19 protein-coding genes and 2 pseudogenes are annotated in these 24,672 nt (G+C 71.2%); 8 read left to right on the top strand and 13 right to left on the bottom strand.

Annotated elements, in window-relative coordinates; translation table 11 throughout:
* Nucleotides 1-561: 561 nt before the first annotated feature.
* A complete protein-coding gene (locus REH65_RS13510; RefSeq protein WP_406692677.1) occupies nt 562-1,941 on the top strand; it encodes a PhoH family protein in 1,380 nt (459 codons plus the stop codon).
* 53 nt (nt 1,942-1,994) lie between these two features.
* On the opposite strand, the gene REH65_RS13505 is transcribed toward REH65_RS13510, so the two are convergent.
* The 5 genes from REH65_RS13505 to REH65_RS13485 form a co-directional block, all read right to left on the bottom strand.
* Nucleotides 1,995-3,434 (bottom strand): GuaB1 family IMP dehydrogenase-related protein, encoded by a 1,440-nt coding sequence (locus tag REH65_RS13505; RefSeq protein WP_406692676.1) that lies wholly within the window; start codon nt 3,432-3,434, stop codon nt 1,995-1,997.
* A gap of 47 nt (nt 3,435-3,481) precedes the next feature.
* A complete protein-coding gene (locus tag REH65_RS13500; RefSeq protein ID WP_406692675.1) occupies nt 3,482-3,889 on the bottom strand; it encodes a DUF4288 domain-containing protein in 408 nt (135 codons plus the stop codon).
* A gap of 13 nt (nt 3,890-3,902) precedes the next feature.
* Nucleotides 3,903-5,417 carry an ATP-dependent DNA ligase gene (locus REH65_RS13495; protein ID WP_406692674.1) on the bottom strand — a complete coding sequence of 505 codons (1,515 nt, stop codon included), beginning with the start codon at nt 5,415-5,417 and terminating at the stop codon, nt 3,903-3,905.
* A gap of 41 nt (nt 5,418-5,458) precedes the next feature.
* Nucleotides 5,459-6,853, bottom strand: a complete 1,395-nt coding sequence (locus tag REH65_RS13490; RefSeq protein ID WP_406692673.1) for a class II fumarate hydratase — start codon at nt 6,851-6,853, stop codon at nt 5,459-5,461.
* Nucleotides 6,854-7,006: 153 nt separating this feature from the next.
* Nucleotides 7,007-7,780 (bottom strand): serine protease, encoded by a 774-nt coding sequence (locus tag REH65_RS13485; protein WP_281459100.1) that lies wholly within the window; start codon nt 7,778-7,780, stop codon nt 7,007-7,009.
* Nucleotides 7,781-7,953: 173 nt separating this feature from the next.
* On the opposite strand from REH65_RS13485, the gene REH65_RS13480 reads away from it, so the two are divergent.
* Nucleotides 7,954-8,925, top strand: a complete 972-nt coding sequence (locus tag REH65_RS13480; RefSeq protein ID WP_406692672.1) for an NAD(P)/FAD-dependent oxidoreductase — start codon at nt 7,954-7,956, stop codon at nt 8,923-8,925.
* Between the two features lie 338 nt (nt 8,926-9,263).
* Here the strand turns inward: REH65_RS13480 and REH65_RS13475 are convergent, their stop codons facing one another.
* Together REH65_RS13475 and glpX are read right to left on the bottom strand one after the other, a co-directional pair.
* A complete protein-coding gene (locus tag REH65_RS13475) occupies nt 9,264-10,010 on the bottom strand; it encodes a serine protease (protein WP_281459102.1) in 747 nt (248 codons plus the stop codon).
* Between the two features lie 196 nt (nt 10,011-10,206).
* Nucleotides 10,207-11,217, bottom strand: coding sequence for a class II fructose-bisphosphatase (gene glpX, locus REH65_RS13470; RefSeq protein WP_281459103.1), 1,011 nt, complete (start codon nt 11,215-11,217; stop codon nt 10,207-10,209).
* 176 nt (nt 11,218-11,393) lie between these two features.
* On the opposite strand from glpX, the gene REH65_RS13465 reads away from it, so the two are divergent.
* Nucleotides 11,394-11,990, top strand: a complete 597-nt coding sequence (locus REH65_RS13465) for a DUF4245 domain-containing protein (RefSeq protein ID WP_406692671.1) — start codon at nt 11,394-11,396, stop codon at nt 11,988-11,990.
* Between the two features lie 18 nt (nt 11,991-12,008).
* Here the strand turns inward: REH65_RS13465 and REH65_RS13460 are convergent, their stop codons facing one another.
* From REH65_RS13460 to REH65_RS13445, 4 genes are all read right to left on the bottom strand, one after another.
* On the bottom strand, nt 12,009-12,263 hold the full coding sequence (locus REH65_RS13460; protein ID WP_281459105.1) for an exodeoxyribonuclease VII small subunit: 255 nt from the start codon (nt 12,261-12,263) through the stop codon (nt 12,009-12,011).
* A complete protein-coding gene (locus tag REH65_RS13455) occupies nt 12,260-12,655 on the bottom strand; it encodes a hypothetical protein (RefSeq protein WP_281459106.1) in 396 nt (131 codons plus the stop codon). Before REH65_RS13455 ends, REH65_RS13460 begins: the two co-directional genes overlap by 4 nt.
* A 14-nt stretch (nt 12,656-12,669) precedes the next feature.
* Nucleotides 12,670-13,929: an exodeoxyribonuclease VII large subunit gene (xseA, locus tag REH65_RS13450; protein WP_281459107.1), complete on the bottom strand. Its 1,260-nt coding sequence runs from the start codon at nt 13,927-13,929 to the stop codon at nt 12,670-12,672.
* Between the two features lie 169 nt (nt 13,930-14,098).
* Nucleotides 14,099-14,557 carry a lipid droplet-associated protein gene (locus REH65_RS13445; RefSeq protein WP_406692670.1) on the bottom strand — a complete coding sequence of 153 codons (459 nt, stop codon included), beginning with the start codon at nt 14,555-14,557 and terminating at the stop codon, nt 14,099-14,101.
* Between the two features lie 173 nt (nt 14,558-14,730).
* Between REH65_RS13445 and REH65_RS13440 the strand changes: the two genes are divergently transcribed.
* Nucleotides 14,731-15,771, top strand: coding sequence for a 4-hydroxy-3-methylbut-2-enyl diphosphate reductase (locus REH65_RS13440; protein WP_281459109.1), 1,041 nt, complete (start codon nt 14,731-14,733; stop codon nt 15,769-15,771).
* Nucleotides 15,772-15,831: 60 nt separating this feature from the next.
* Here the strand turns inward: REH65_RS13440 and REH65_RS13435 are convergent, their stop codons facing one another.
* Complete coding sequence (locus REH65_RS13435) at nt 15,832-16,749, bottom strand: DUF6542 domain-containing protein (RefSeq protein ID WP_406692669.1); 918 nt, start codon at nt 16,747-16,749, stop codon at nt 15,832-15,834.
* A 241-nt stretch (nt 16,750-16,990) separates the two neighbouring features.
* Between REH65_RS13435 and REH65_RS13430 the strand changes: the two are divergent.
* The 4 genes and pseudogenes from REH65_RS13430 (at nt 16,991) to REH65_RS13415 (ending at nt 23,446) form a co-directional block, all read left to right on the top strand.
* Nucleotides 16,991-18,576: pseudogene (locus REH65_RS13430) on the top strand (sugar ABC transporter ATP-binding protein).
* On the top strand, nt 18,573-19,613 hold the full coding sequence (locus tag REH65_RS13425) for an ABC transporter permease (protein WP_406692668.1): 1,041 nt from the start codon (nt 18,573-18,575) through the stop codon (nt 19,611-19,613). The pseudogene REH65_RS13430 and the gene REH65_RS13425 overlap by 4 nt, the downstream one beginning before the upstream one ends.
* A gap of 24 nt (nt 19,614-19,637) precedes the next feature.
* A pseudogene (locus REH65_RS13420) lies at nt 19,638-20,643 on the top strand (substrate-binding domain-containing protein).
* A 430-nt stretch (nt 20,644-21,073) separates the two neighbouring features.
* Nucleotides 21,074-23,446, top strand: a complete 2,373-nt coding sequence (locus tag REH65_RS13415) for a glycoside hydrolase family 172 protein (protein WP_406692667.1) — start codon at nt 21,074-21,076, stop codon at nt 23,444-23,446.
* Nucleotides 23,447-23,615: 169 nt separating this feature from the next.
* On the opposite strand, the gene REH65_RS13410 is transcribed toward REH65_RS13415, so the two are convergent.
* Entirely contained in the window at nt 23,616-24,608 is a 993-nt protein-coding gene (locus tag REH65_RS13410) for a LacI family DNA-binding transcriptional regulator (protein WP_406692666.1), read from the bottom strand.
* Nucleotides 24,609-24,672 lie beyond the last annotated feature (64 nt).

The raw sequence follows: 24,672 nt of genomic DNA, 5'->3' as shown, positions 1-24,672 counted from the left end.
TTGTCGGCATACCGCCCGGACGGAACATCGAGCACTGATCGTTACCGCCGATCGCTTGACGACGTGCTGCACCAGCGGACGCCGGAGCGCGAGCTGCGGCGCGCGGGCAGCCCGGAAGTTCACCCGAAAAGAGCAGCGGTCTTCACCGGGAGTGTTGAATTCCGTTCGATCTCGTCCGGGTCGACGTACGCCTCCTGACCTGCTGACGAATCGTCCGGACACCTGCTATTAACCTTCTGACCTGCGAAAACGGGCCAGTCGCGCGCGGTGAGCGCGGGAATGGTTCGAATCACCTAAGTGGCTGTCTGCCGAAATGCGATCACGCAGGTAGCGTTCGCGGTGACGGGCCGTTGCCTTGCACGTCCGAACGCGGCCCGTCCGGGAGGCCCTGATCGTGGCTGTTGGCTGGAGGGACGTTCACACGTCCACCTTGGTCGCGGAGGGGGTCGGTGCCCGGCCCTCGCGCGGCCGGTGGACCGGACGGTCCAGCCGGAGCACGACGGGGGCAGGCCCGGCCCACCGACGAGCGGGCGTGTTCGGCACGTCCGCGAGGGAGTAGCCGTGACCGCACGACGTTCCCAGCCTCAGGCGCACAGCGCCGTCCGCAGCGACGAGCCCGCGCGCACCGCCGCACCCGGCGGTGACTTCGAGGTCCGCACCTACGTCCTGGACACTTCGGTCCTGCTGTCCGACCCGTGGGCGATGGCCCGGTTCGCCGAGCACGACGTGGTGCTCCCGGTGGTGGTCATCTCCGAGTTGGAGGGGAAGCGCCACCACCCCGAACTCGGCTGGTTCGCCCGCGAGGCCCTGCGCGTGCTCGACGACCTGCGGGTGGAGCACGGCAGACTGGACCACCCGGTGCTGGTCAACCCCGAGGGCGGCCACGTCCACGTGGAGTTGAACCACTCCGACCCGTCGGTGCTCCCGCCGGGCTTCCGCACGGACTCCAACGACTCCCGCATCCTGGCGTGCTCGCTCAACCTCGCCGCCGAGGGCCGCGAGGTCGTGCTGGTCACCAAGGACATGCCGCTGCGGGTCAAGGCCGCGTCGGTGAACCTGGCCGCCGAGGAGTACCGCGCGCAGGACGTCGTGTCGTCGGGCTGGAGCGGCATGGCGGACATCGACGTCGGTTCGGAGTCGGTGGACTCCCTGTTCAAGGACGGCATCGCCGACCTGGAGGAGACCAGGGACCTGCCGCCGAACACCGGCGTCCGGGTGCTGGCCGGTCAGCAGAGCGCGCTCGGTCGGGTCACCGCGGACAAGCAGGTCAAGCTGGTGCGCGGTGATCGCGAGGTGTTCGGCCTGCACGGCCGGTCCGCGGAGCAGCGGATCGCGCTGGAGCTGCTGATGGACCCCGAGGTCGGGATCATCTCGCTCGGCGGTCGAGCCGGTACCGGCAAGTCGGCGCTCGCGCTGTGCGCGGGGCTGGAGTCGGTGCTGGAACGGCAGCAGCACCGCAAGGTCGTGGTGTTCCGGCCGGTCTACGCCGTCGGCGGGCAGGAGCTCGGCTACCTCCCGGGCACCGAGGGCGAGAAGATGGCGCCGTGGGCGCAGGCCGTCTTCGACACGCTCGGCGCGCACGCCAGCGAGAACGTGCTGGAAGAGGTCATGGACCGCGGCATGCTGGAGGTGCTGCCCCTGACCCACATCCGCGGCCGGTCGCTGCACGACGCCTTCGTCATCGTCGACGAGGCCCAGTCGCTGGAGCGCAACGTGCTGCTGACGGTGCTCTCGCGGCTCGGCTCGAACTCGCGGGTGGTGCTCACCCACGACGTCGCGCAGCGGGACAACCTGCGGGTCGGTCGGCACGACGGCATCGCGGCGGTCATCGAGAAGCTCAAGGGCCACCCGCTGTTCGCCCACGTGACCCTGACCCGATCGGAGCGCAGCCCGATCGCGGCCTTGGTCACCGAGCTCCTGGAGGGCGAGCACACCCCCTGACCGCGCGAGGAGGGCGCCTTCGCCGGAGAAGGCGCCCTCCCGAGCGCGGGTCGTCACCAGCCGGACGGCAGGGGGCGGCCCTCGGCGAAGCCCGCGGCGGACTGGATGCCGACGAAGGCTCGCTCGTGGAACTCCGCGAGGGTGTGCGCGCCTGCGTAGGTGCAGGAGGAGCGCACGCCCGAGGTGATCTGGTCCAGGAGGTCCTCGACGCCCGGGTTCTGCGGGTCGATCCGCATCCGGGAGCTGGAGATGCCCTCCTCGAACAGGGCCTTGCGGGCCTGGTCGTAGGGGCTGTCGGTGCGGGTCCGGGCCGAGACGGCGCGCTTGGAGGCCATGCCGAAGGACTCCTTGTAGGCGCGGCCGTGCTCGTCGCGCTGCAGGTCGCCGGGGGACTCGTAGGTCCCGGCGAACCAGGAGCCGACCATCACCGACGACGCGCCGGCGGCCAGCGCCAGCGCCACGTCGCGCGGGTGGCGGACGCCGCCGTCGGCCCACACGTGCTTGCCGAGCCTGCGCGCCTCGGCGGCGCACTCGGCGACGGCGGAGAACTGCGGGCGGCCGACGCCGGTCATCATCCGGGTCGTGCACATCGCGCCAGGCCCGACGCCGACCTTGACGACGTCGGCACCGGCGTCGATCAGGTCCCGCACGCCTTCGGCGGTCACCACGTTGCCCGCGACGACCGGAACGGTCGGGCTCGCGGAGCGCACGGCCTTGAGCGCGGCGATCATCTTCTCCTGGTGGCCGTGCGCGGTGTCGACGACCAGCGTGTCCACCCCGGCGTCGAGCAGCGCGGAGGCCTTGGCGGCGACGTCGCCGTTCACGCCGACCGCGGCGGCGACCCGGAGCCGTCCCTCGGCGTCGAGCGCGGGGGTGTAGATCGCGGCGCGGAGGGCGCCCTTCTTGGTCATGATCCCGGCGAGCCGGCCGTCGGCGTCGACGGCGATCGCCACGGTGCGGCCCTGCTTGTGCAGCTGCTCGAAGACCTCGCGGGAGTCGGTCTCCAGCGGCAGCACCACCGGGTGGGCGTCGGCGACCTCGCCGACCCGGGCGAACCGGTCGACGCCGGTGCAGGCGGCCTCGTCGACGACGCCGAGCGGCTTGTCCTCGTCGTCGACCACCACCAGCGCGCCGTGCGCGCGCTTGGGCAGCAGGTTGAGGGCGTCGGCGACCGCGTCGTCGGAGTGCAGCGCCAGCGGCGTGTCCCACAGCGGGTGCCGGGTCTTCACCCAGGACACGATCTCGGCGACGGCGCTGGTGTCGACGTCCTGCGGCAGGACCACCAGGCCGCCGCGCCGCGCGACGGTCTCGGCCATCCGCCTGCCGGCCACGGCGGTCATGTTCGCGACCACGATCGGCAGCGTCGCGCCGGTGCCGTCACTGGTGGCCAGGTCGACGTCGAAGCGCGACTCGACCCCCGAGCGCCGGGGCGCCAGGAAGACGTCGTCGTAGGTCAGGTCGGTAGAGGGCTCTTGCCCGTTCAAGAACTGCACGTCTCACCACGATACGGGCAACCGCCGCGCTGCGGGTACGACGTGGCTCAGGCGTCGTCCTCGGTGAGGGTGTCGAGGGAGCGGTAGGCGTCGTGGTTGCGGAAGAAGCGGCTGTAGAGCTCGGAGCCGTCGTCGAAGGTGGCGTCTTCGAGGGGCTTGACCTCGACGACCTGCTTGAGCTTCCAGGTCACCGGGCGGTGGTTCTCGTCCTCGTAGGACGACTCCTGCTGCTTGCCGCACTCCCGGGCCTTCTCGGCCGCCTCCTCCGCGGACTCGGCGGTGAGCAGCACGAACGACTCCTCGTAGAGCGGCGGTTGGCCCTCGGACTCCGACTCCAGCAGCAGCACGGCGACGTAGTGCTCCAGCTCGACCGCGGCCGAGCGCTGCTGGAAGTCGCGCGGGTCGATGGTGCCCGGGCCGATGTTGATCGAACTCTCGAAGTCCTCGCTGCTCATGCGGCCCAGGATCTCACCCGCCGCGGAGCATGCCGCGAACCGCCTCGATGGTGTCGGCTTCGGCGGGGTCCTTGTCCGGGCGGTAGCGCAGCACCCTGGCGAAGCGCAGCGCGACGCCGCCGGGGTAGCGGCTGCTGGTCTGCACCCCGTCGAGCTCGATCTCCACCACCAGCTCCGGGACGACGTGCACGGTCCAGCCGTCGTCGCCGGTGGCGCGCCGCTGGAACTCGGCGGTCTGCCAGGTCAGCAGCTCGTCGGTGAGGCCCTTGAAGGTCTTGCCGACCATGATCGGCGGTCCGCCGTCGGGGTCGCGGGCGCCCAGGTGCAGGTTGGACAGGTAGCCGCTGCGGCGGCCGTGGCCCCGCTCGGCGGCGAGCACGACCAGGTCGAGGGTGTGCTCGGGTTTGACCTTGCGCCACGCCTTGCCGCGCCTGCCCGCCGCGTACGGCGAGGAGAGGTCCTTGATCACGACGCCCTCGTGGCCGCGGGCCAGCGCCTCCTCGAACAGCGCGGCGGCGTCGTCCGGGGCGGGGGAGAGGACCCCGGGAATCCGGTGCGCGGCCGCGACCTGCGACAACGCCTTCAGCCGGTCGCGCAGCGGGAGGTCGAGCAGGTCGGTGCCGTCGAGGTGCAGGCAGTCGAAGAAGTACGGGTGCAGCAGCTCGTCGCGCTGCTCCTGGGCGCCGAAGCGGGCCATCGTCTCCTGGAAGGGGCGCGGACGTCCCGCGTCGTCGAGGGCCAGGGTCTCGCCGTCGAGCACCACCGAGCGGCAGTCCAGCCCGCGCACCAGCGCGACGAGCTCGCCGACGTTGCGGGTGATCTCGCGCAGCGTGCGGGTGTAGACGTGCACCTCGTCGCCGTCGCGGTGCACCTGGATGCGGGCGCCGTCGAGCTTGTACTCGACGCTGCACTCGGTGAACTCGGCCAGCGCGGTGTCGAGCGTCTCGGCCGGGGAGGCCAGCATCGGCCGGATCGGGCGGCCCAGCTCCAGGTGGAACTCGGCGAGCGCGGGCTCACCGCCGCCGAGCGCGGCCTCCGCGGTCGCCGGGAGCCTGCCGGAGAGCATGAACGCGCGGCGCACGGATCCGGTCGGGACCTCGGCCGCGGCGGCGACGGCCTCGATCATCACGCCTTCCAGCGCGCCCTGCCGCAGCTCGCCGCCGAAGAGGCGGACGAGGAACCGCTGCTCGGCCTCGGTGGCCCGGCCGAGGAGTCCGGTGAGCGCGTCGGTCCGCCGCTGCCCGGATCCGGAACCGCTGATCGCGCGCACCTCGTCGATCGCGGCCGCCACGTCACCGATCCCCAAGGTCGGTTCGGGTGCCGCTGCGACCTGCAGCGATGCGAGCGTGGACCAGCCGACCCCGGCGCGTCCGCCGGGCAGTTCCCCGGCCAGCAGCGCCGTCGCGGTCGCGACCTCCGCGGGCTCCAACCGGCGGAGCACTCCCGCGAGGGCGGTGGTCTTCGCCTTGCGCGAGGACGTCGCCGCGACCTCCGAGGAGACCGCGACGACGTCCGAGAACAGCACCATGTCCCCATGGTGCGCACATCCCCCGACAAGCGGCCGGGTGCTCAGCCGCCGTTGGCCATGCGGAGGACGTCGAGGGCTTCGTCGAGCTGCTCGACGGTGAGCTTGCCGTTGTCGACGTGGCCCCGTTCGAGGACGACCTCGCGGATGGTCTTGCGCTCCTTGAGGGCCTGCTTTGCCACGGCCGCCGCTTCCTCGTAGCCGATGTGGCGGTTGAGCGGGGTGACGATCGACGGCGAGCCCTCGGCGTAGGCGCGGGCCTGGTCGGTGTTGACCTGCACCTCGGCGAAGACCTTGTCGGCCAGCAGCCGGGAGACGGCCGAGAGCAGCCGCGCCGACTCCAGCACGTTGCGGGCGATGACCGGCAGCATCACGTTGAGCTGGAAGTTGCCCTGCGACCCGGCGAAGGCGACCGCCGCGTCGTTGCCGATGACCTGGGCGACGACCTGCAGCGTCGCCTCCGGGATCACCGGGTTGACCTTGCCCGGCATGATCGACGAGCCCGGCTGCAGATCGGGCAGCGCCAGCTCGGCCAGACCGGTGCGCGGCCCGGAACCCAGCCAGCGCAGGTCGTTGGCGATCTTGGTGAGGCTGACCGCCACGGTGCGCAGATGACCGGAGGTCTCCACGACCGAGTCCTGCGCGGCCTGGGCCTCGAAGTGATCGCGGGCCTCGGTCAGCGGCAGGTCGGTCACCCGCGCCAGCTCCTCGGCGACGGCCTGGCCGAAGCCCTCCGGCGCGTTGAGCCCGGAGCCCACGGCGGTGCCGCCGATGGGCAGCTCGCCCAGGCGCGGCAGGCCGCTGCGCAGCCGCTCGACGCCGTAGCGGACCTGCGAGGCCCAGGCGCCGGCCTCCTGGGCGAGGGTGATCGGCACCGCGTCCATCAGGTGCGTGCGGCCCGACTTGACGACCTCGGTCCAGTCCTTCGCGCGGCGCTCGACGGTGGTGGCCAGGTGCTCCAGCGCCGGGATGACGTCGGTGAGCACGGCCTCGGTGGCGGCGACGTGGATCGTCGTCGGGAACGTGTCGTTCGACGACTGCGAGGCGTTGACGTGGTCGTTCGGGTGCACGTCGCGACCGAGCGCGCGGGAGGCCAGGGTCGCGATGACCTCGTTGGCGTTCATGTTCGACGAGGTGCCCGAGCCGGTCTGGAAGACGTCGATCGGGAAGTGGTCGTCGTGCGCGCCCTCGGCGACCTCGTCGGCGGCGCGGGCGATGGCCTCGGCGACCTCGGCGTCGAGCACGCCCAGCCGCCCGTTGACCCGGGCGGTGGCTGCCTTGAGCAGGCCGAGCGCGCGGATCTGCGCGCGCTCCAGGCCCCGGCCGGAGATCGGGAAGTTCTCGACGGCCCGCTGGGTCTGCGCCCGGTAGAGGGCGTCGGCGGGCACCCGAACCTCGCCCATCGTGTCGTGTTCGATCCGGTATTGGGTTTCAGCCATGCTTCGAGTGTCCCGCCGATCATCGGCTCGGGTCAGCGTGGCGCGCCCCACTGACCAGCGACATCCGGGGGAAAACGGCGTTCTGGAACGATCTAGGTGGCTGATCTGACAGGGCCCCGCCCCGCGAGCGGGACGGGGCCCTGCAGTGGGTGATCAGCCGATGGTCTCGGAGATCCAGTCCGAGTAGGCGGTGGCGTCGGTGTAGACCGAGGGCGCGGTGCCGCAGACCGGGACCGGGCTGCCGAGCCGGCTGGTCACGCCGGTGAGCTTCCAGTCGCCCGGGGTGCCCTCCAGCTGCGGGCCGCCGGAGTCGCCGAAGCAGGCGTTGGCCAGCAGTTCCTTGCTGGAGGTGCAGATCTCGGTGGGCTCGTCGATGCCGCTGAGGGTGCATCCCGCGTCGGGCGCGACGGTGGTCTCCAGCTCCTGGAGCTGTTCCGGCGGCTGGCCGCAGCCGCGCACCGGGCAGGTCACGCCCCAGCCGATGATCCGCGACGGCGTCCCCGCCTCGCCGGAGGAGTCGGCCAGCTCGATCGGCGTCTCCGGCACCGACTGGTCGAGCTTGAGCAGCGCGATGTCGCCGTTGGGCGTCTCGGTCTCGTAGTTCGGGTGGACCACGATCTGCGACACCCCGGCCTCGGTGCCGCCGCTGCTCCAGGTGGGGCTGCCGATGCGCAGCGACAGGTCGCCGGGCTTGGCGTCGACCACGCAGTGCGCGGCGGTGAGCACCCACTTCTCGTCGATGAGCGAGGCCCCGCAGCTGTGCGAGCCCTCCCGCTGCAGCGAGGCCATCCACTCGTAGGACTCGGTGGCGTCGTGGCCGCCGACGATCAGCGCACCCGGGTTGTCGATGGCTTGCGCGGCCGGTGCGAAACCGGCGCTGAGCGCGACCGCGGCGATGCCGCTGAGCAGCGCGGACGTCTTCTTCACAGAGATTCCCCTCCCCGACTTGATCCCCTTTCGGGCGAAGTTAGGGGTGAGGTGCAGCACCAGGTACCGCCGCGCGCCGCAGCGGGTTGGGCTGATCGGAGCAGGCGTGCTGAACAGCCCCGGAGCCGACTAGCCTGAGATCCGTATCACAGGTCCGGCGACGGGATGCCGAGATGGCGCACGAGGTTGACTTGCTGGTGGTGGGCGCGGGCCCGACGGGGCTGTTCGCCGCCTACTACGCAGGGTTCCGCGGGATGTCGGTGGCGCTGGTGGACGCGCTGCCCGAGCCCGGCGGTCAGGTGACCGCGATGTACCCGGAGAAGATGATCTTCGACGTGGCGGGGTTCCCGGAGATCCGCGGCCGCGGCCTGATCACCGCCCTGGTCGATCAGGCCGGGCAGTACGACCCGCGCTACCTGCTGGGGCGACCGGCCGTGTCGCTGTCCGATGTGGACGGCGGACTGGTGGTCGACGTCGGCGAGGGCGAGCGGGTGCGCGCCGGGGCGGTGCTGATCACCGCCGGGATCGGCGAGTTCACCCCGCGACCGCTGCCCGCCGGGGACGAGTGGACCGGCAGGGGAGTCGTGCACTTCATCCCCGAGCTGTCCGCGCACACCGGGCACGACGTGGTCGTCGTCGGCGGCGGGGACTCCGCGTTCGACTGGGCGCTGGCGCTGCAGCCGGTGGCGCGAAGCGTGACGCTGGTGCACCGCCGCACCCGGTTCCGCGCGCACGCCGGGCTGGTCACCAAGGTCGAGCAGCTCGGCGTCCCGCTGATCGTGCCCGCCGAGGTCGCCGAGATCCGGGGCGACGACGGCGGTCTCAGCGAGGTGGAGATCGACGTCGGCGGCGAGCGGCGGGTGCTGCCCGCTGACACCGTGGTCGCGGCGCTGGGGTTCACCGCCGACCTCGGGCCGATCGAGAGCTGGGGGCTGGAGCTGGAGAAGCGGTCGATCCCGGTCGACACCACGATGCGCACCAGCCGGGCCCGCGTCTACGCGGCAGGGGACGTCGCGTCGTACCCGGGGAAGGTGAAGCTCATCGCGACGGGGTTCGGCGAGGCCGCCACGGCGGTGAACAACATCGCCGTCGAGCTCAACCCCGACGCCCACCTCTTCCCCGGCCACTCGTCGAACCTCGGCTGAGGGCTCGAACGTCACCAGAGGACAGTTTTTCCTCGAATCACCCATGATCAATGTCCGAAATGTCCGGACAATTCGAGGAAGAACTGTCCCCTGGCGACGGCGTGGCACTCCGAAGCCGAACCCCCCTCGCGAGGTCGAGCCCGAATCCGAGGGCATGGGGCCCGATTCCGTCGGCGTCGGTGGGGTCGGGCGGCGGTGTTGGGTGGACGTGGAACGGCACCCGGGATGTGGGGATCTCCGGGTGCCGTGTCGGGGGACGGATCAGGCCCAGTCGATGTCAGGCCCACTCGATGTCAGGCCCAGTCGATGTCAGGCCCGTTGGCTCAGGCCAGTGGATTTCAGGCGCCGGTGGTGGTGTTGATCCAGTCGGCGAAGGCCGGGACGTCGGTGTAGATCGACGGGCCGGTGGCGCAGGTCGAGTCACCGTTGCCGGAGCGGCTCGTGGCGCCGATCAGCTCCCAGTTGCCCTCGGTGCCCTTGATCTGCGGGCCGCCCGAGTCGCCGTAGCAGGCACCGGCGTTGCCGCCGGGGTTGTCGGTGCAGATCTCGCCCGCGCCGTCGATGCCGGTGCAGCCGGCGTCGTCGACGATGCTGGTGTCGAGCTCCTGCAGGTTCGACGGGACCTCACCGCAGCCGCTCTCCGGGCAGGTCTGGCCCCAGCCGATGATGCGGCTCGGCGTGCCGGTGGCACCCGACTCGGCGGCGATCTTGATCGGCGCGGCGGTCAGCTGCTTGTCCAGCTGCAGCACCGCGAGGTCGGCGCTCTGGTGCACCTCGGTCTTGGTCACGGCGGCTTCCTCGCCACCGGTGGTGTTGTCGTTGCTGCCGACGCGGACCGTGAAGTCGCCGCCGCTCTGCACGCAGTGCGCGGCCGTCACCACCCAGTCCGGCTTGATCAGCGCGCCACCGCAGATGTGTCCGCCCTGCTGCTGCAGGGACACCATGAACGAGTAGGTCTCGGTCGCGTCGTGACCACCGATGATCATCGGGTCGACGTCGTCACCGGCCGCGACGGCGGGCATGCTCAGCGCGCCCACGGCGCTGACCGCGGCGACCGCGGAGATGAGAACCGAACGAATGCGCATGGGGGTCGAATCCTCCGGGGTTCCCCGGCTCCGAAGGCCGGCTGGCCGCTGACGCTAACGGCGCCGATCACCCGGGCGTACCCACGAAGGTCGTAGGCGGAGCGCGAAAAGGGCGGTGACCAGCGGACAATCCGCAGGTCACCGCCCTGATCAAGATCGGCTCAGGGGTTTTTGCCGCCTTTCCCGATGAAGGCGACTACTCGTCAGCCTCGCCGAGGTCCACGTCGGCGTACTCGCGCAGCTTGGTGAGCTTGTGCGAGGCGTCGACGACGCGCGTCGTGCCCGACTTCGAGCGCATCACGATGGACTGCGTGGTGCAGCGGTCGGCGCGGTAGTGCACGCCGCGCAGCAGCGCGCCGTCGGTGATGCCGGTGGCCACGAAGAACATGTTGTCGCCGCGCACCAGGTCCGACGTGGTCAGCACCTGGTTCGGGTCGTGCCCGGCCTCGCGCAGCTTCTCCCGCTCCTCGTCGTTCTGCGGCCACAACCGGCCCTGGATCTCACCGTCGAGGCACTTCAGCGCGCACGCGGCGATGATGCCCTCGGGCGTGCCGCCGATGCCCAGCAGCATGTCGACGCCGCTGTTCGGGCGGGCCGCCGCGATCGCGCCCGCCACGTCGCCGTCGGAGATGAACTGCACGCGGGCACCGGCCTCGCGGACCTCCTTGACGATCTGCTCGTGCCGCGGCCGGTCCAGCACGCACACCGTCACGTCGGCGACGTCGACCTGCTTGGCCTTGGCGACGCGGCGCACGTTCTCCGAGATCGGGGCGCTGATGTCGATGACGCCCGCGGCCTCGGGGCCGACCGCCATCTTCTCCATGTAGAACACCGCGGACGGGTCGAACATGGTGCCGCGCTCGGACACCGCCAGCACCGCCAGCGCGTTCGGCATGCCCTTGCTGAGCAGCGTCGTCCCGTCGATGGGGTCCACGGCGACGTCGACCTCGGGGCCTTCCCCGTTGCCGACCTCCTCGCCGTTGTAGAGCATCGGGGCTTCGTCCTTCTCGCCCTCACCGATGACCACCGTGCCGCGCATCGACACCGTGCCGATGAGCTTGCGCATGGCGTCCACCGCGGCGCCGTCGCCCGCGTTCTTGTCGCCGCGCCCCACCCAGCGGCCGCCCGCCATCGCGGCGGCCTCGGTCACGCGGACGAGTTCCATCGCCAGGTTGCGGTCGGGTGCTTCCGGGTGTCGTTGCGTCATCGCGCCTCCCCGTTGTCAGGCATCGTCGGTACCGCCCGAGTCCGGCGGGAAAACGCCCCGCGCCCAGGCATGTTGGCTGCGATCTTCCCAGATCATCGGGGCTCGGGGATCGTTCGCGTGGGACAGCCCACTCCCTCCGGCCCTACCCGCTGAGCTGCGGTGCCGCCGGTGAGAGCATGGGTCTCGTGGCTGAACCCCGCAACCAGCAACCGGCTCCGTCCCGCCCGCCGCGGACGATGTCGGCGATGATCTTCGCCATCCTGCCGTTGGTGCTGGTCTCGTTCGGCATCGCCGGGCTGTTCACGCAGTGCTCGTTCACCCCGAGCGGCCCGACCGTGGACAGCGGATCGGTGCCGACCGTGGACGTTCCCGCCGAGCTGCGCGACGCGGCGGCCGGGGTGGACTTCCCGATCGTCGACCCGCAGCTGCCCGGCACCTGGCGCGCCAACTCCAGCAACAGCACCACGCTGCCCTCGCACACCGAGGTCGTCCGGGTCGGCTGGCTGACCGGCGACGCCCGCTACCTGCGCCTCGCACAGTCGACCGCTGCCGAGGAGGAACTCGTCACCGGTGAGACGCGGCAGCCGCCGCACGCGCTCGGCACGACCGAGGCCGGCGGTCGCCAGTGGATCCGCTACCAGGGCGTTCGCGACGAGCAGGCGTGGGTGAGCGAGCGCGACGGGGTCCGCCTGCTCATCACCGGCAACGCCACCGAAGCCGAGTTCAGGACCCTCGCCGAAGCCGCCCTGACCGGCCCCGAGATCGGCTCATGACCGCCCGGACCGGCTGAGTCAGGACTCGTCCTCGACGCTGGCCAGGGCGCGGTCCACGCGCTCCCGGGCCCCGGCGAGGTGACGTTCGCAGACCGCTGCCAGGGCTTCGCCCTTCTCCCACAGGGCCAGCGAGTCCTCCAGCGACAGGCCACCGGCCTCCAGCTGCTTGACGACCTCCGCCAGCTGGTCGCGGGCGGCCTCGTAGCCGAGCTCGGCGACCTCCGGGTGCTCGGCGACGGGGTCGAAGTGCTCGTCGGGCTGGTTCTCGGTCACGGGGCAGGGCTCTCCACATTCGCTCGCACGGACACCACCGCGGTGGCGATCGCCTGGTCGTAGCCGACGAACGCCTCCGCGAACTCGGCACCGTCGCCCTCGCGCACCGCGTCGTTGATGCGCAGCTGGGCCTCCGCGACCCTACGTCGGTGGGCCGACGCCTCCCACCAGGCGGGGCCGACGTAGTCGGAGGTCGCGTCGATCAGGGCGCGCAGCCGCCCGGGCAGGTCCTTGCGGTCGGCCGAGTCGCACCCGCCGAGCAGCGCCTCCCACGTGCACGCGGCCGTGACGTCGGCGCTCTCGGCGCAGCGCCGGACCTCGCCCGCCCGTTCTCGGCTGCGCGCCGCGCCCACGGTGAGGGGGAGGAACGAGGGCTCCTGCTTCGGGTGCACGTGGAAGTCCTTGGTCAGTCAGGTACGACGGCGTGGACCGCGCCGTCGGCGACCCGCACCCGCAGCCGGGTGCCCGCGGGCGCGTCGTCGACGGAGCGCAGCACGCCGTCGACCTCGTCGGTGTCCTCGATGCGCTGCACGATCGCGTATCCACGAGCCAGAGTGGCCGCAGGTCCCAAGGTCGTCAAGCGTGATCGAGTTGCGCTCAGCGCATGTCCCTCCGCCGTGAGGACCGCGCTCATCGCCCGCCGGGAGCGGTCGCGCAGCTGCGCGACCTGCTCGGCGCGCTGCTGCAGCGGCTTGTGCGGGTCGGCCAGCGCCGGACGGCTGCGCAGCTGGTCGAGCAGCCTGCGCTCGCGATCCACCCACCCGTGCAGCGCCCGTCGCGCCCGGTCGCGGAGCTGCCCGATGCGCTGGCTCTCCTCGGCGACGTCGGGCACCACGCGCTTGCCCGCACCGGTCGGTGTGGAACAGCGCACATCGGCGACGTGGTCGAGCAGCGGCGAGTCCGGTTCGTGCCCGATCGCGCTGACCACCGGGGTCGTGCAGGCCGCCACCGCCCGGCACAGCGCCTCGTCGGAGAACGGCAGCAGGTCCTCGACGCTGCCGCCGCCGCGCGCCAGCACGATCACGTCGACCTCGGGCATCCGGTCGAGCTCTTCGAGGGCGGGCAGGATCTGCGGCACCGCGCTGGTGCCCTGCACCGCGACGTTGCGGACCTCGAACTGCACGTTGGGCCAGCGCAGCTGCGCGTTGGTGAGCACGTCGTGCTCGGCGGCCGAGGCCCGGCCGGTGATCAGCCCGACCCGGTTCGGCAGGAACGGCAGCGGCCGCTTGCGCCTCGGGTCGAACAATCCCTCGGCCTTGAGCAGCTGGCGCAGCCGTTCGATGCGCGCGAGCAGCTCACCGATGCCGACGGCCCGGATCTCGTCGACCCGCAGGCTCAGCGTGCCGCGGCCGACGAAGAACGTCGGCTTGCCGTGCACCACGACGCGGCTGCCGTCGGTCAGCGGCGGGTCCATCTTGCGCAGCAGCGACGACGCGCAGGTCAGCGTCAGCGACACGTCGGCGGACGGGTCGCGCAGGGTCAGGAACGCCGTCTGGGCGCCGGGCCGCATCGAGATCTGGGTGATCTGCCCCTCGACCCAGATCTGGCCGAGCCGGTTGATCCAGTCGGCGATCTTGCGGGCCACGGTCCGAACCGGCCACGGCTCCTCGGCACTGGTGGGCGAAGTCAGCGTTCCTCCTCGTCGAAGATTGTTTTCCAGGCTCATTCTGCTTGGCGGTGCAAGTAGCGGAACCTCAGCGGCCCTCTGGCTCCGGGATCCGCGACTTGAGTATGTCGATACGCGGCGCCGCGGCTGTCCTCACCAGAGGACCGCTGAGAACCCGCGGCGGTGCGAGTGGCGAGGGTGGTGGAGGAGAGAGCGACTTCGTCGCTCGCTACTGCTCGCGCAGGCGGGTGAGGCGGTTGCGCAGCATCCGGAGGTAGTCCGGGCGCTGGGCGGTGCGCTCCTCGTGGGCGAGCAGTCGGGTGAGATCGTCCTCGGTGAACGAGCGTAGGCGACCGCGCAGCTGGGGCAGGCTCAGCGCGTCGTAGTCGGCGATCAGCGAGTTCTCCTGCGGCTCCGGCGCGGGTTCCGCGGCGGGCTCCGGGGCGGTGTCCTCGTCGAAGACCGCCCACTCCGGCTCTTCCTCGGGCGTGCGCAGCACCGACAGCGCCTCGTCGCCCTTGATCGCGAGTTCGGTGATGTGCTGCTGGACCCGCATCGACGCCTGCAGCGTCTGGCTGGCCACGGTCACGGGCAGGCCGAGCAGCGTCGCGGGCAGGGCGCGGGCCTGTTCGACGGCGGTCGCGGCCAGACCGGCCGCCACCCGCACCGGCAGGGGGAACTCTGACATGGGCCCAGCCTGCCCCAGAAGCGGTCGCCAGGCCATCACTTCAGGGCCGGAATGTGATCCCGGACCGGTGTGGTGGCGGCGACCGGACGAGCACGAATACGCCCCTCGATGGAGTGACAGCGAGCACCGACCGGAGGCAGATCGGCGGGTCGCGGATCCGTACCCTTGATGGCATGACGACCACGCCCGAGGCCCGCGACCTCGAAACCGACCCCGTTGACACCGACACCGTTGGCGACGCCGGCCGGACCAAGCGGGTTCTGCTGGCCAAGCCCCGTGGTTACTGCGCGGGCGTCGACCGCGCAGTCATCACCGTCGAGAAGGCGCTGGAGACCTACGGCCCGCCGGTCTACGTCCGCAAGGAGATCGTGCACAACCGGCACGTGGTGGACACCCTGACCGAGCGCGGCGTGATCTTCGTCGACGAGACCGACGAGGTGCCGGAGGGCGCCCTCGTGGTGTTCTCCGCGCACGGCGTCTCCCCGGCCGTCCACCAGGAGGCCGAGGAGCGCAACCTCCGCACCATCGACGCCACCTGCCCGCTGGTGACCAAGGTGCACAAGGAGGTCAACCGCTTCGCGCGCGACGACTACGACATCCTGCTGATCGGCCACGAGGGCCACGAGGAGGTCGAGGGCACCGCCGGTGAGGCGCCCGAGCGCGTGCAGCTGGTGGACAAGCCCGAGGACGTCGACAAGGTGGAGGTCCGCGACCCGAGCAAGGTCGTCTGGCTGTCGCAGACCACCCTGAGCGTCGACGAGACGATGGAGCGCGTCGACCAGCTCACCGAGAAGTTCCCGACGCTGCAGGCCCCGCCGAGCGACGACATCTGCTACGCCACGTCCAACCGCCAGCAGGCGGTGAAGGTGATGGCCCCGCAGTGCGACCTGGTGATCGTGGTCGGCTCGCAGAACTCCTCGAACTCCAAGCGGCTGGTCGAGGTGGCGCTGCAGGCCGGTGCGTCGGCGTCGCACCTGATCGACTACGCCTCGCAGATCGACGAGTCCTGGCTGGAGGGCGTGACCACGGTCGGCGTCACCAGCGGTGCCTCGGTGCCGGATGTGCTGGTGCTGCAGGTCCTGGACCACCTCGCCGAGCGCGGCTGGGGTGACGTCGAGGAGGTCACCACGGCCAACGAGAAGGTCACCTTCGCGCTGCCCCGCGAGCTCCGCAAGGACCTGGACGAGAACGCCAGCCCCAAGTCGGTCCGCTGACCTGATCCAGACGACAAGCCGCCCGGCTCCGGAGTCCGGAGCCGGGCGGCTTCTTCGTCCCTAAGGGCCTGGGCGGCGCGGGCGGCGGCCGGGTGGGGGTTCCGGCGGGCGAGGCCGCCCTGGGGCGCCCTGGCGGGGTGGACGGGGGCCTCCTGCGCGCGGGTCGTTGGCCGGGCGGGGCGGGCGTCCGGCCGGGGGGACGTCGCGCCGCGGAGCGTCGCCGTTCGGGCGGCCCTGGGCGTCGCGCGGACCGGTGCCGCGCGGCTGCTGCCTGCCGTCGGCGCGGCGCTCGCCGCCGCGCCCCTCCTCGCGGGGCCTGCGGCCGTCTCCGCGCGACTTGCGGCTTTCGGGCGACTTGCGCCCGTCGGCCGACCTGCGGTCTTCGCGCGGTGCGCGATCGGCCGGGCGCTTGCGCGGTTCGTCGTCGCGGGCCGCCTTCCTCCGCGGCGGCGGCACCGGCCTGGCCTTCTTGGTCTTGGCGTCCGGGTCGACGCCGAGGTCGAAGTCGTCCTCGGGCTCGGCCTTCTGCGTCACGAACATCCGCAGCAGACCGATGCCGAGCGCGACCGCGGTGGCACCGGCCATGATCGGGAAGCTCGTGATCAGCGGGCGAGCGACCGACAGCGCCTTGCCCGCGATGCCCGCGCCGGAGGTGCTGCCCGCGCCGGCGATGAGGACCAGAACCGGCATCACGATGCCGAGGACGAGCGGTGGCTGCACCATCGGACCGAAGACGCTGCGCCGCTGCACCAGCAGGACGGCGGCGAGGGACCCGAGGAAGAAGGCCGTCTTGAAGATGTACCCGGGCTGTTGCCAGATGAGGGTGTCCAGCAGGGTGCCGACCGCGGTCGGGACGGCGGCCAGCAGCACGGCGCCCCACAGCGGCACCCCGAGGGTGCTGAACGCGGAGCGCGCACCCCACTCGGGCGCGCCATTACCGGTAGTCGAAGCGCTCTGGCTCTCGCGGATCGCGGTCACAGTCCCCAACGGTAACGGTCCAGTACCTCAGTGCGAGAGCGGTCTCGTGGAACGGACTCGTTACCCCACGTCGAGTAATGGTTCATGTACGACTCGCCGTGATCGCCGCGTGATCTCCGTGCAGCCAAATGGATGCCGTATCGCCCGGTCGAGCGTGTGAGCCTTGACACAAGGAGTGCGACCATCTTAGCGTCCGAGCAATCGTTTTCTCGCCCGGGTGTGCGACGAGACGGGAGTCGGAATGGACACGGCGCCACCGCTGGTCGAGCTGACCGGCATCACCAAGCGATACGGCGGTGTGCTCGCCTGCGACGCCGTTGACCTCGCGATCCGCGGGGGCGAGGTGCACGCCCTGCTCGGCGAGAACGGCGCGGGCAAGAGCACGCTGATGAAGGTCCTCTCGGGGGACGTCACCGATCACGCGGGCGTGATCACCATCGAGGGTCACCCGGTCCAGTTCGGAAAGCCCGCCGACGCGCAGCACGCCGGGATCGCGATGATCCACCAGGAACTCGACCTGGTGCCCGGCCTGAGCGTCGCCGAGAACCTCCACCTGGGACGCGAACCGCGCACCCGGCTCGGCGTGGTGGACCGCCGCGCGATGGCGGAGCGCACCCGAGAACTGCTGCGGCGCACCGGGATCGACCTCGACCCGCACCGGCCCGTCGGCGAGCTGCGGGTGGGCGAGCAGCAGCTGGTCACCATCGCCCGCGCGCTGTCGCTGGACGCCAAGGTGCTGATCATGGACGAGCCGACGTCGGCGCTGTCCACAGCGGAGGTCGAGCGGCTGTTCTCCGTCATCGGCGAGCTGCGGCGCACCGGCACCGGCATCGTCTACATCTCGCACCGGATGGACGAGATCGGCCAGGTAGCCGACCGCGCCACCGTGCTCCGCAACGGCCGCAAGGTCACCGAGTTCGACGCCCAGGAGATGACCGCCGAGGAGGCGGCCGAGGCGATGGTGGGCCGCTCGGTGCAGACCCGCTTCCGCTCCCGGACCGCCGACGTCGGCGAGGAACTGCTGCGCGTCAAGGGTTTCGCGGTCCGGCCGAAGCGGAACCGGGTCGGGCGGCGCGAACCCGACGGCATCGACCTGACGGTGCGCCGCGGCGAGATCGTCGGCCTGTGCGGACTGCTCGGAGCGGCCGCACCGAACTGCTGGAGTCGCTCTACGGCGCCGGATCGCCCGGCGCGTGGGAGGGCGAGGTGGAGCTCGACGGGCGGGCGGTGCGGCCGGGGGGTCCGCGCCGCGCGCTGCGCTCGGGCATCGCCTTCGTCCCGGAGGACCGGCGCAGCTCCGGCCTGGTGCTCGGGCACTCGGTCACCGCCAACACGGTGCTCTCGGTGCTCGACCGGCTCGGCGTCGCCGGTCTGGTGCGCCGCAAGTCCGAGACCACCGCCACTCAGCGCAGCGTCGAGCAGCTGAAGGTGAAGCTGGATCGCATCTCGGACGCGGTGGGGACGCTCTCCGGCGGCAACCAGCAGAAGGTCGTGTTCGGGCGCATGCTGCTCACCGAGCCCAGGTTGCTGCTGCTCGACGATCCGACGCGAGGAGTGGACATCGGCGCGAAGGCCGAGATCTACCAACTGCTCTCGGACATCGCCGGGCGCGGCATCGGAGTGCTGCTGGCCTCCTCCGAACTCCCCGAGCTGGTGGGGGTGTGCCACCGGGTGGTGGTGCTGCGCGCCGGACGCAGCGTCGCCGAGTTCGACACCGCGCGCGCCGGCGAGGCGGAACTGCTCGCGGCGGCGATGGGAGAGCGGAACGGGAAGCCACCGGGGCCGGCCGTCGGCACCGGGCAGAGCACCGGCGGAGGTGCGAATTGAGCAACCAGACGGAGCAGCGGCCCGTGCCCGGCGACCTGCCCGCGCAGCGTTCCAAGCGGGCCGACACCGTCGAGACCCTGTTCAAGTTCCAGAGCTTCTTCGGCCTGGTCGCGGTGTTCATCGCGGCGGTGATCTTCTCACCTCGCAACGACGGCCAGATCCTGTTCCTGAGCAGCGACAACCTGTTCAACATCGTGCGCGCGGTCTCCGAGATCGGGATCATCGCGATCGGGCTGACCTTCGTGATCCTCATCGGCGGGATCGACCTGTCGGTCGGCTCGGTGCTGGGGCTGGCGGCGGTCGGCTCGGCCGTGCTCATGGTCAACAGCGGCTACGGCGTGTGGGCCACGGTCCTCGTCGTGCTGCTGGCCGGGATCGCCTTCGGGTTCCTGCAGGGCGCCGCCGTGGCGCTGCTGGGGGTGCAGGCGTTCATCGTCACCCTCGCCGGGCTGCAGATCGCGCGCGGACTCGCGCGCATGTGGTCCGGCGGCGAGACCGTGCAGATCTCCTACGGCGACGGGCCCGGCCAGGCCCCGATGCTGTTCTCCCTGCTGGGCGAGCGGACCTTCGGCGGAGTGGTGCCGATCCCGGCGCTGATCTTCGCCGCGGTGGCCGTGCTCGCGATCCTGTTCCTGCGCTCCAGCGCCTACTCCCGGCACCTGTACGCGATCGGCGGCAACGAGAAGGCGGCTCGGCTGTCCGGTGTGCCGGTGAACCGGGTCAAGATCATCGCGTTCGTCATCGCGGGGTTCTGCGCCGCGCTGGCCGGCATCGTGCACGCCGGGCAGCTCAACGCGGGCAGCCCCAACGACGGAACCGCCTACGAGCTCGACGGAATCGCCGCGGTGGTCGTCGGCGGCACCAGCCTGGCCGGCGGCCGGGGCTCGGTGATCGGCACCATCGCCGGCGCGCTGCTGCTCGGCATCCTCAACAACATCCTGAGCCTGAACAGCGTCAACACCGATCTGCAACTGCTCATCAAAGGACTGGTGATCGTCGCGGCTGCGGCGCTGCAGCGCCTGCGTCCCACGGCGTGAGGGAGAAATACCGAAGGGAGCACGATGCGCAAGACAACGAAGTCCTTGGTCGCCATCACGTGCGCCGCGGTCGCGTTCGCCGCCGCCGGTTGCGGGACCACCAGCGAGAACACCGGCCAGGTCCAGGCCCAGGACCCCACGAAGAACTGCCAGGGCCCCGACGGCAAGTACACGATCGGCATGAGCCAGGCCAACCTCGCCGAGCCCTACCGGGTGCGCATGGACGACGACATCCGCAAGGCCGCGCAGAAGGTCCCGCAGTTCGAGGAGGTGCAGTTCCGACGCCGCGAAGGACAACTCCAAGCAGGTCAGCGACGTCGAGAACCTCATGACCAAGCAGGTCGACCTGCTGATGATCTCGCCGAACGAGGCCGCACCGCTGACCGACGTCGTGCGCAAGGCCTACAACCAGGGCATCCCGGTCGTGGTGCTGGACCGCAAGGTCGACGGCGACGCCTTCACCACCTACATCGGCGCGGACAACGTCGCCATCGGCAAGCAGGCCGGTGAGTTCTTCAAGAACACGCTGCTCCCGCAGGGCGGCAAGATCGTGCAGATCAAGGGCCTGTCCGGCTCGACGCCGGCCGCCGAGCGGGAAGAGGGCTTCAAGCAGGGAATCGCGGGCTCCAAGATCGAGATCGTGGCCACCGCCGACGGCGAGTGGGAGCGCTCGGTCGGGCAGCAGAAGATGGACGCGCTGCTCAAGGCGCACCCGGACATCCAGGCCGTGTACTCGCAGAACGACCCGATGGCCGAGGGCGCCTGGCTGGCCGCGCAGGCCGCCAACCGCCCGGACCTGAAGTTCGTGGGCATCGACGGGCTCCCGATCCCCTCCGGCGGCATCAAGGCCGTCGAGGAAGGGCGGTTGCAGGCCACGAACCTCTACCCGACGGGTGGCGCGGAGGCCGTCGAGGCCGCCAAGAAGCTGCTCGTGGACTGCCAGCAGGTGCCCAAGACCCAGACGCTGGGCACCGAACTGATCACGAAGGACAACGCCGCGGAGGTCTACGACCGGCTCAACCAGGGCTAGAACAGCGGGCGCGGATCCTTTGCGGAAAGGACCCGCGTTCGTCGCCGAAATCCCGCCGCAGCGCGCGTTCATCGCGTGCTGCGGCTTTTTCGCGCCGCGAATAGCCGGAACTGGTTCGATACACCTGCCGATCAGTTGAATTCGGCTGCCCGGCAACCAAAAACACCTGGTTGGCGGCTGTCGTGAACACGACACACCAGAGACCATCTTATTGAGTGAATTCGCGCATCGATGACTATTCCGCGTCCGTTGTTTGGTTGCCGTCCGGGAGGCCATTTCTTACGCTGCGCATGATCGCGCTTTGAGATCTTGTCGGGTCCGCGTCGGTTGGAAACCACCTAGTTAGAGCGCATCACGATTCACCGGAACCGGAATCAGCGGCAGAACTGTCTGCTGTGGATAGTGCTGTCCGCAGGGGAGGGCGAGCACGATGACAACACGCTCCGCACCGTCGCGCAGCGACGTCCGCCGGCGGTCCCACCGCCTCGCCGCGTACCTGGGTGTCTTCTCGCTCGCCGCTGCCGCGGTGATCGCCGACGCCGGGTTCGCGAGCGTCCGAGCACACGCCCAGCAACCCGCTCCGCCCAGCAAGGGCCCGGTCGGCTGGGACACCTTCCGAGACCTGGACGGGATGCCGCGGCTGCGCGGCGCCGAGCAGTCCCTGCAGTTCTCCAGCTTCGACCGCTCCGGCGGCAACGACGACGGTTTCGAGGGCACCTACTCGTGCCTGCGCGAATCCGAGCAGGGCTGCGTCATCGCCGAGCACACCGGACCGGGCGAGATCTCCGGCCTGTGGAGCACCCGCGAGCCGATGGGCGACGTCACCGCCACCGGCAACCTCGTCGTCGAGCTCGACGGCCGCACCGTCCTCGACGCCCCGTTCGCCGACGTGGTCAGCGGAAAGCTCGGCGCGCCCTTCGCGTGGCCGCTGGTCGGCAACGCCGACGACGCCGCGGGCGGTGTGGTCAGCAAGGTGCCGATGCCGTTCCGCGAGTCGATGCGCGTGACCGTGCGCAACAACCCGGACTTCTACCACGTCAACTACCGGACCTTCCCCGACGCGGAAGGCGTGCGGACCTTCGATCCCGCCGACCCGGCGACCGACGTGCTGGACAAGCTGCGGGGGTTCGGCGTCGCCGACCCGAAGAACGCCACCGGCGGGACCCCGGTGCGCAGCGACTTCGACCTGGCGCCGGGCGGCTCGCACACCGTCGCCGAGGTGTCCGGCCCGGCGCGGATCAACCAGCTGCGGGTGCGGCTGCCGCAGGTGCAGGCCGCGCCCCAGGTCGTCGACGACGGCATGGCCTTCGGCCAGGGCGGCGGCAGCCGGTTCCGGATGCGGGTCGCCCCCGACAACCAGGGCGTGCGGGTGATCCGGCGGTTCGACCCGCAGGTCGCCGACCAGGTCGCGAGCTTCGCCGTCAACGGGCAGCACGTCGGCGAGTGGCGCAGCGGCGCGGCAGCCCCGGGCCAGTGGGGCGTGCAGTCGCTGGACGTGCCCGCCGAGCTCACCGCCGGCCGGTCCTCCATCGACGTCGAGAACCGGTTCGTGGCTTCCTCGTTGGACGTCAACGAGTTCCGCTACGACGTGCAGAGCCTGGTCAACGGCGAGTGGGTGCGCACCGACGTGCTCGACCTCGGCCCCGGGCACCCGGGCGAGGAGAGCGCTCACGGGTACCAGATCGACAACCCGGTCTTCGAGCGCTCGCAGCTGTTCGGCCGCTACGCGATCCCGCCGGAGCAGGTCGCGGCCTCCGACGCGGTGCTCGAAGGCGCCCGGGTGCGCATCACCTTCGACGGCCGGACCACGGTGGACGCCCCGATCGGCGAGTTCTTCGGCACCGGGCTCGGCGAGCACGACGTGCGAACGATGATGAGCTCGGTCGATCCCGGCATGGACGGCTGGTACACCGCGTGGTGGCCGATGCCGTTCAACGAGAACGCGAAGGTGGAGATCGTCAACTCCGGCGGCATCCCGATCCAGGGCGCCAGCGCCGAGGTCGTCACCGGGCCCGGCGGGGTCGACGCGGGCAGCGGCTACTTCCACGCCACGCACAAGCGAGGGATGACGGTGCCGGGGCAGGACTGGAACTTCCTCGACACCGGCGGGGCGGGCACGTTCTACGGCGTCAGCCACACCATGCGCGGCCTGATCCCGCTCAACGAGACCCGGGCGAGCGTGCTGCCGCACTCCACGCCGCTGGCAGCCGCCAACCCGCGCAACTACCTGGAGGGCGACGAGCGGTTCTACGTCGACGGCGCGCAGGAACCGGCCTGGCACGGAACCGGCACCGAGGACTTCTACGAGTCCGGCTGGTACTTCCGGTTCGGTACCACGTTCTCGATGCCGCAGGCGGGCAACCCCGCTCACGAGGTCAACCAGGACGGGTGCCAGTACGACTGCACCGGCGCCTACCGGCTGATGGCGGGTGACGCGGTGTCGTTCCGCAGCGGTCTGGTCGCGGGCATCGAGCACGGCCCGGCCAACGACGAGCCGGGGGACTACAGCTCCACGGCGTACTGGTACGGCGCCCCGGCGGGCCGCAGCCTCCCGGTGGGACCCCCGCCCCCGGAGATCCCGCCGTCGCTGCCCCCGGCTCCCGCACCGAGCAGCGTCCCCACCCAACCCACCCCCACAGCCCCGGAAACCCCAGGCCCCACGAACGAACCCACGGACTCCCAAGAGCCCACGGACTCCCAGGAACCGACGGATTCCCGTGAACCGACGGACTCCCAGGAACCAACCCGATCGGAGGCGCCCCCGACGAGCAACGACGGAGGCCTCCTCCCCACCTGGAACTGACCACCCCCGCACCCGGTGGCCGGACCTCCACGGAGACCCGGCCACCGGGTGCTCTCGTGCCCGGTTCCTCGGTCCCGGAGGGCGCGATGCTCACCAGTGGACAGTTTTAGCCATAATCACCCATGATCAATGTCCGAAATGTCGGGACAATTATGGCTAAAACTGTCCCCTAGCGAGTCGAGCTGCCCCGGGCGACCAGGTGCGCGGACAGGGTGGTGGTGGAGGTCTCCTCGCGGTCGCCGGCGATGCGGTCGAGGAGGAGCCGGGCCGCCAGGGCGCCCATGTCGTAGGCGGGCTGGGCGACCACCGACAGCGGTGGGTCCAGCAGCGTCGTCCACGGGGCGTCGTCGAAGGCGACCACGCCGACGTCGCGGCCCGGCTTGAGGCGCAGCGCCGCCAGGGCCTCCAGCACGCCCACGGCCATCGCGCTGTTGCCGACCAGCAGCGCGTCCGGCGGATCGTCCTGGGCGAGCAGCTCGTGCGCCGCCCGCTGCGCGCCCTCGGCCTTGAAGCTCGCCCGCCGCACCAGCGACGTCGAGCCCGGCAGCTTCGCCGCCCGCAGGCCGTCGCGGTAGCCGGCCAGCCGGTCGTCGGCCGTGGGCACGCCGCTCGGGCCGGTGAGGCAGCCGATGCGGCCGTACCCCTGACCGGACAGGTGCAGCGTCGCGTGCTTGGCGGCGAGCCGGTTGTCGACCAGCACCGTGTCGCTCGCGTGGTCCGGCAGCGGCCGGTCCACCGCCACCACCGGCGTGCTGTGCCGGGCCAGCAGCTCGGCGGTCTCCGCGCTGCCCGTGGGCGAGAGCAGCACCCCGGCCACGCGCTCCTGCAAGGCCACGTCGACGTACTCGCGCTCCTTGTCTGCGGTGTCGTCGGAGTTGCACAGCACCAGCGAGTACCCGGCCTCGTGCGCGACGTCCTCCACGCCGCGGGCGATCGCGGTGAAGAACGGGTTCTCCACGTCGGAGATGATCAGGGCGAGGACCGCCGTCTCCTGCTTGCGCAGGTTGCGGGCCGGTCCGTTGGGCCGGTAGCCGAGCGCCTCGGCGGCGGCGAGCACGCGCGCGGCCAGCTCGGGGTCCACGGTCGCCTTGCCGTTGAGCGCGCGTGAGACGGTCGCCGTGGACACCCCGGCGCGGTTCGCCACGTCGCTGATGGTCGCCACGGCATTCCTCCCTCACCGCTGGGCGAGTGACGGTGGGCCACCCGTCTTGACAGCCCGCATCACG

The sequence above is a fragment of the Saccharopolyspora sp. ID03-671 genome (assembly GCF_045278815.1).
In the GTDB taxonomy this organism is placed as follows: Bacteria; Actinomycetota; Actinomycetes; order Mycobacteriales; family Pseudonocardiaceae; genus Saccharopolyspora; species Saccharopolyspora ipomoeae.
The sequence above is the reverse complement of the archived record's forward strand: the minus strand, read 5'-3'. Positions and strand labels throughout refer to the sequence as shown.

What these genes read in the sequence shown, in the direction of transcription:
- glpX (WP_281459103.1), bottom strand. Translation starts at nt 11,217, where the DNA reads ATGACGCAACGACACCCGGAAGCACCCGACCGCAACCTGGCGATGGAA.
- REH65_RS13445 (WP_406692670.1), bottom strand. Translation starts at nt 14,557, where the DNA reads ATGTCAGAGTTCCCCCTGCCGGTGCGGGTGGCGGCCGGTCTGGCCGCG.
- REH65_RS13475 (WP_281459102.1), bottom strand. Translation starts at nt 10,010, where the DNA reads ATGCGCATTCGTTCGGTTCTCATCTCCGCGGTCGCCGCGGTCAGCGCC.
- REH65_RS13495 (WP_406692674.1), bottom strand. Translation starts at nt 5,417, where the DNA reads ATGGTGCTGTTCTCGGACGTCGTCGCGGTCTCCTCGGAGGTCGCGGCG.
- xseA (WP_281459107.1), bottom strand. Translation starts at nt 13,929, where the DNA reads ATGAGCCTGGAAAACAATCTTCGACGAGGAGGAACGCTGACTTCGCCC.
- REH65_RS13490 (WP_406692673.1), bottom strand. Translation starts at nt 6,853, where the DNA reads ATGGCTGAAACCCAATACCGGATCGAACACGACACGATGGGCGAGGTT.
- REH65_RS13415 (WP_406692667.1), top strand. Translation starts at nt 21,074, where the DNA reads ATGACAACACGCTCCGCACCGTCGCGCAGCGACGTCCGCCGGCGGTCC.
- REH65_RS13465 (WP_406692671.1), top strand. Translation starts at nt 11,394, where the DNA reads ATGGGTCTCGTGGCTGAACCCCGCAACCAGCAACCGGCTCCGTCCCGC.
- REH65_RS13500 (WP_406692675.1), bottom strand. Translation starts at nt 3,889, where the DNA reads ATGAGCAGCGAGGACTTCGAGAGTTCGATCAACATCGGCCCGGGCACC.
- REH65_RS13480 (WP_406692672.1), top strand. Translation starts at nt 7,954, where the DNA reads ATGGCGCACGAGGTTGACTTGCTGGTGGTGGGCGCGGGCCCGACGGGG.
- REH65_RS13440 (WP_281459109.1), top strand. Translation starts at nt 14,731, where the DNA reads ATGACGACCACGCCCGAGGCCCGCGACCTCGAAACCGACCCCGTTGAC.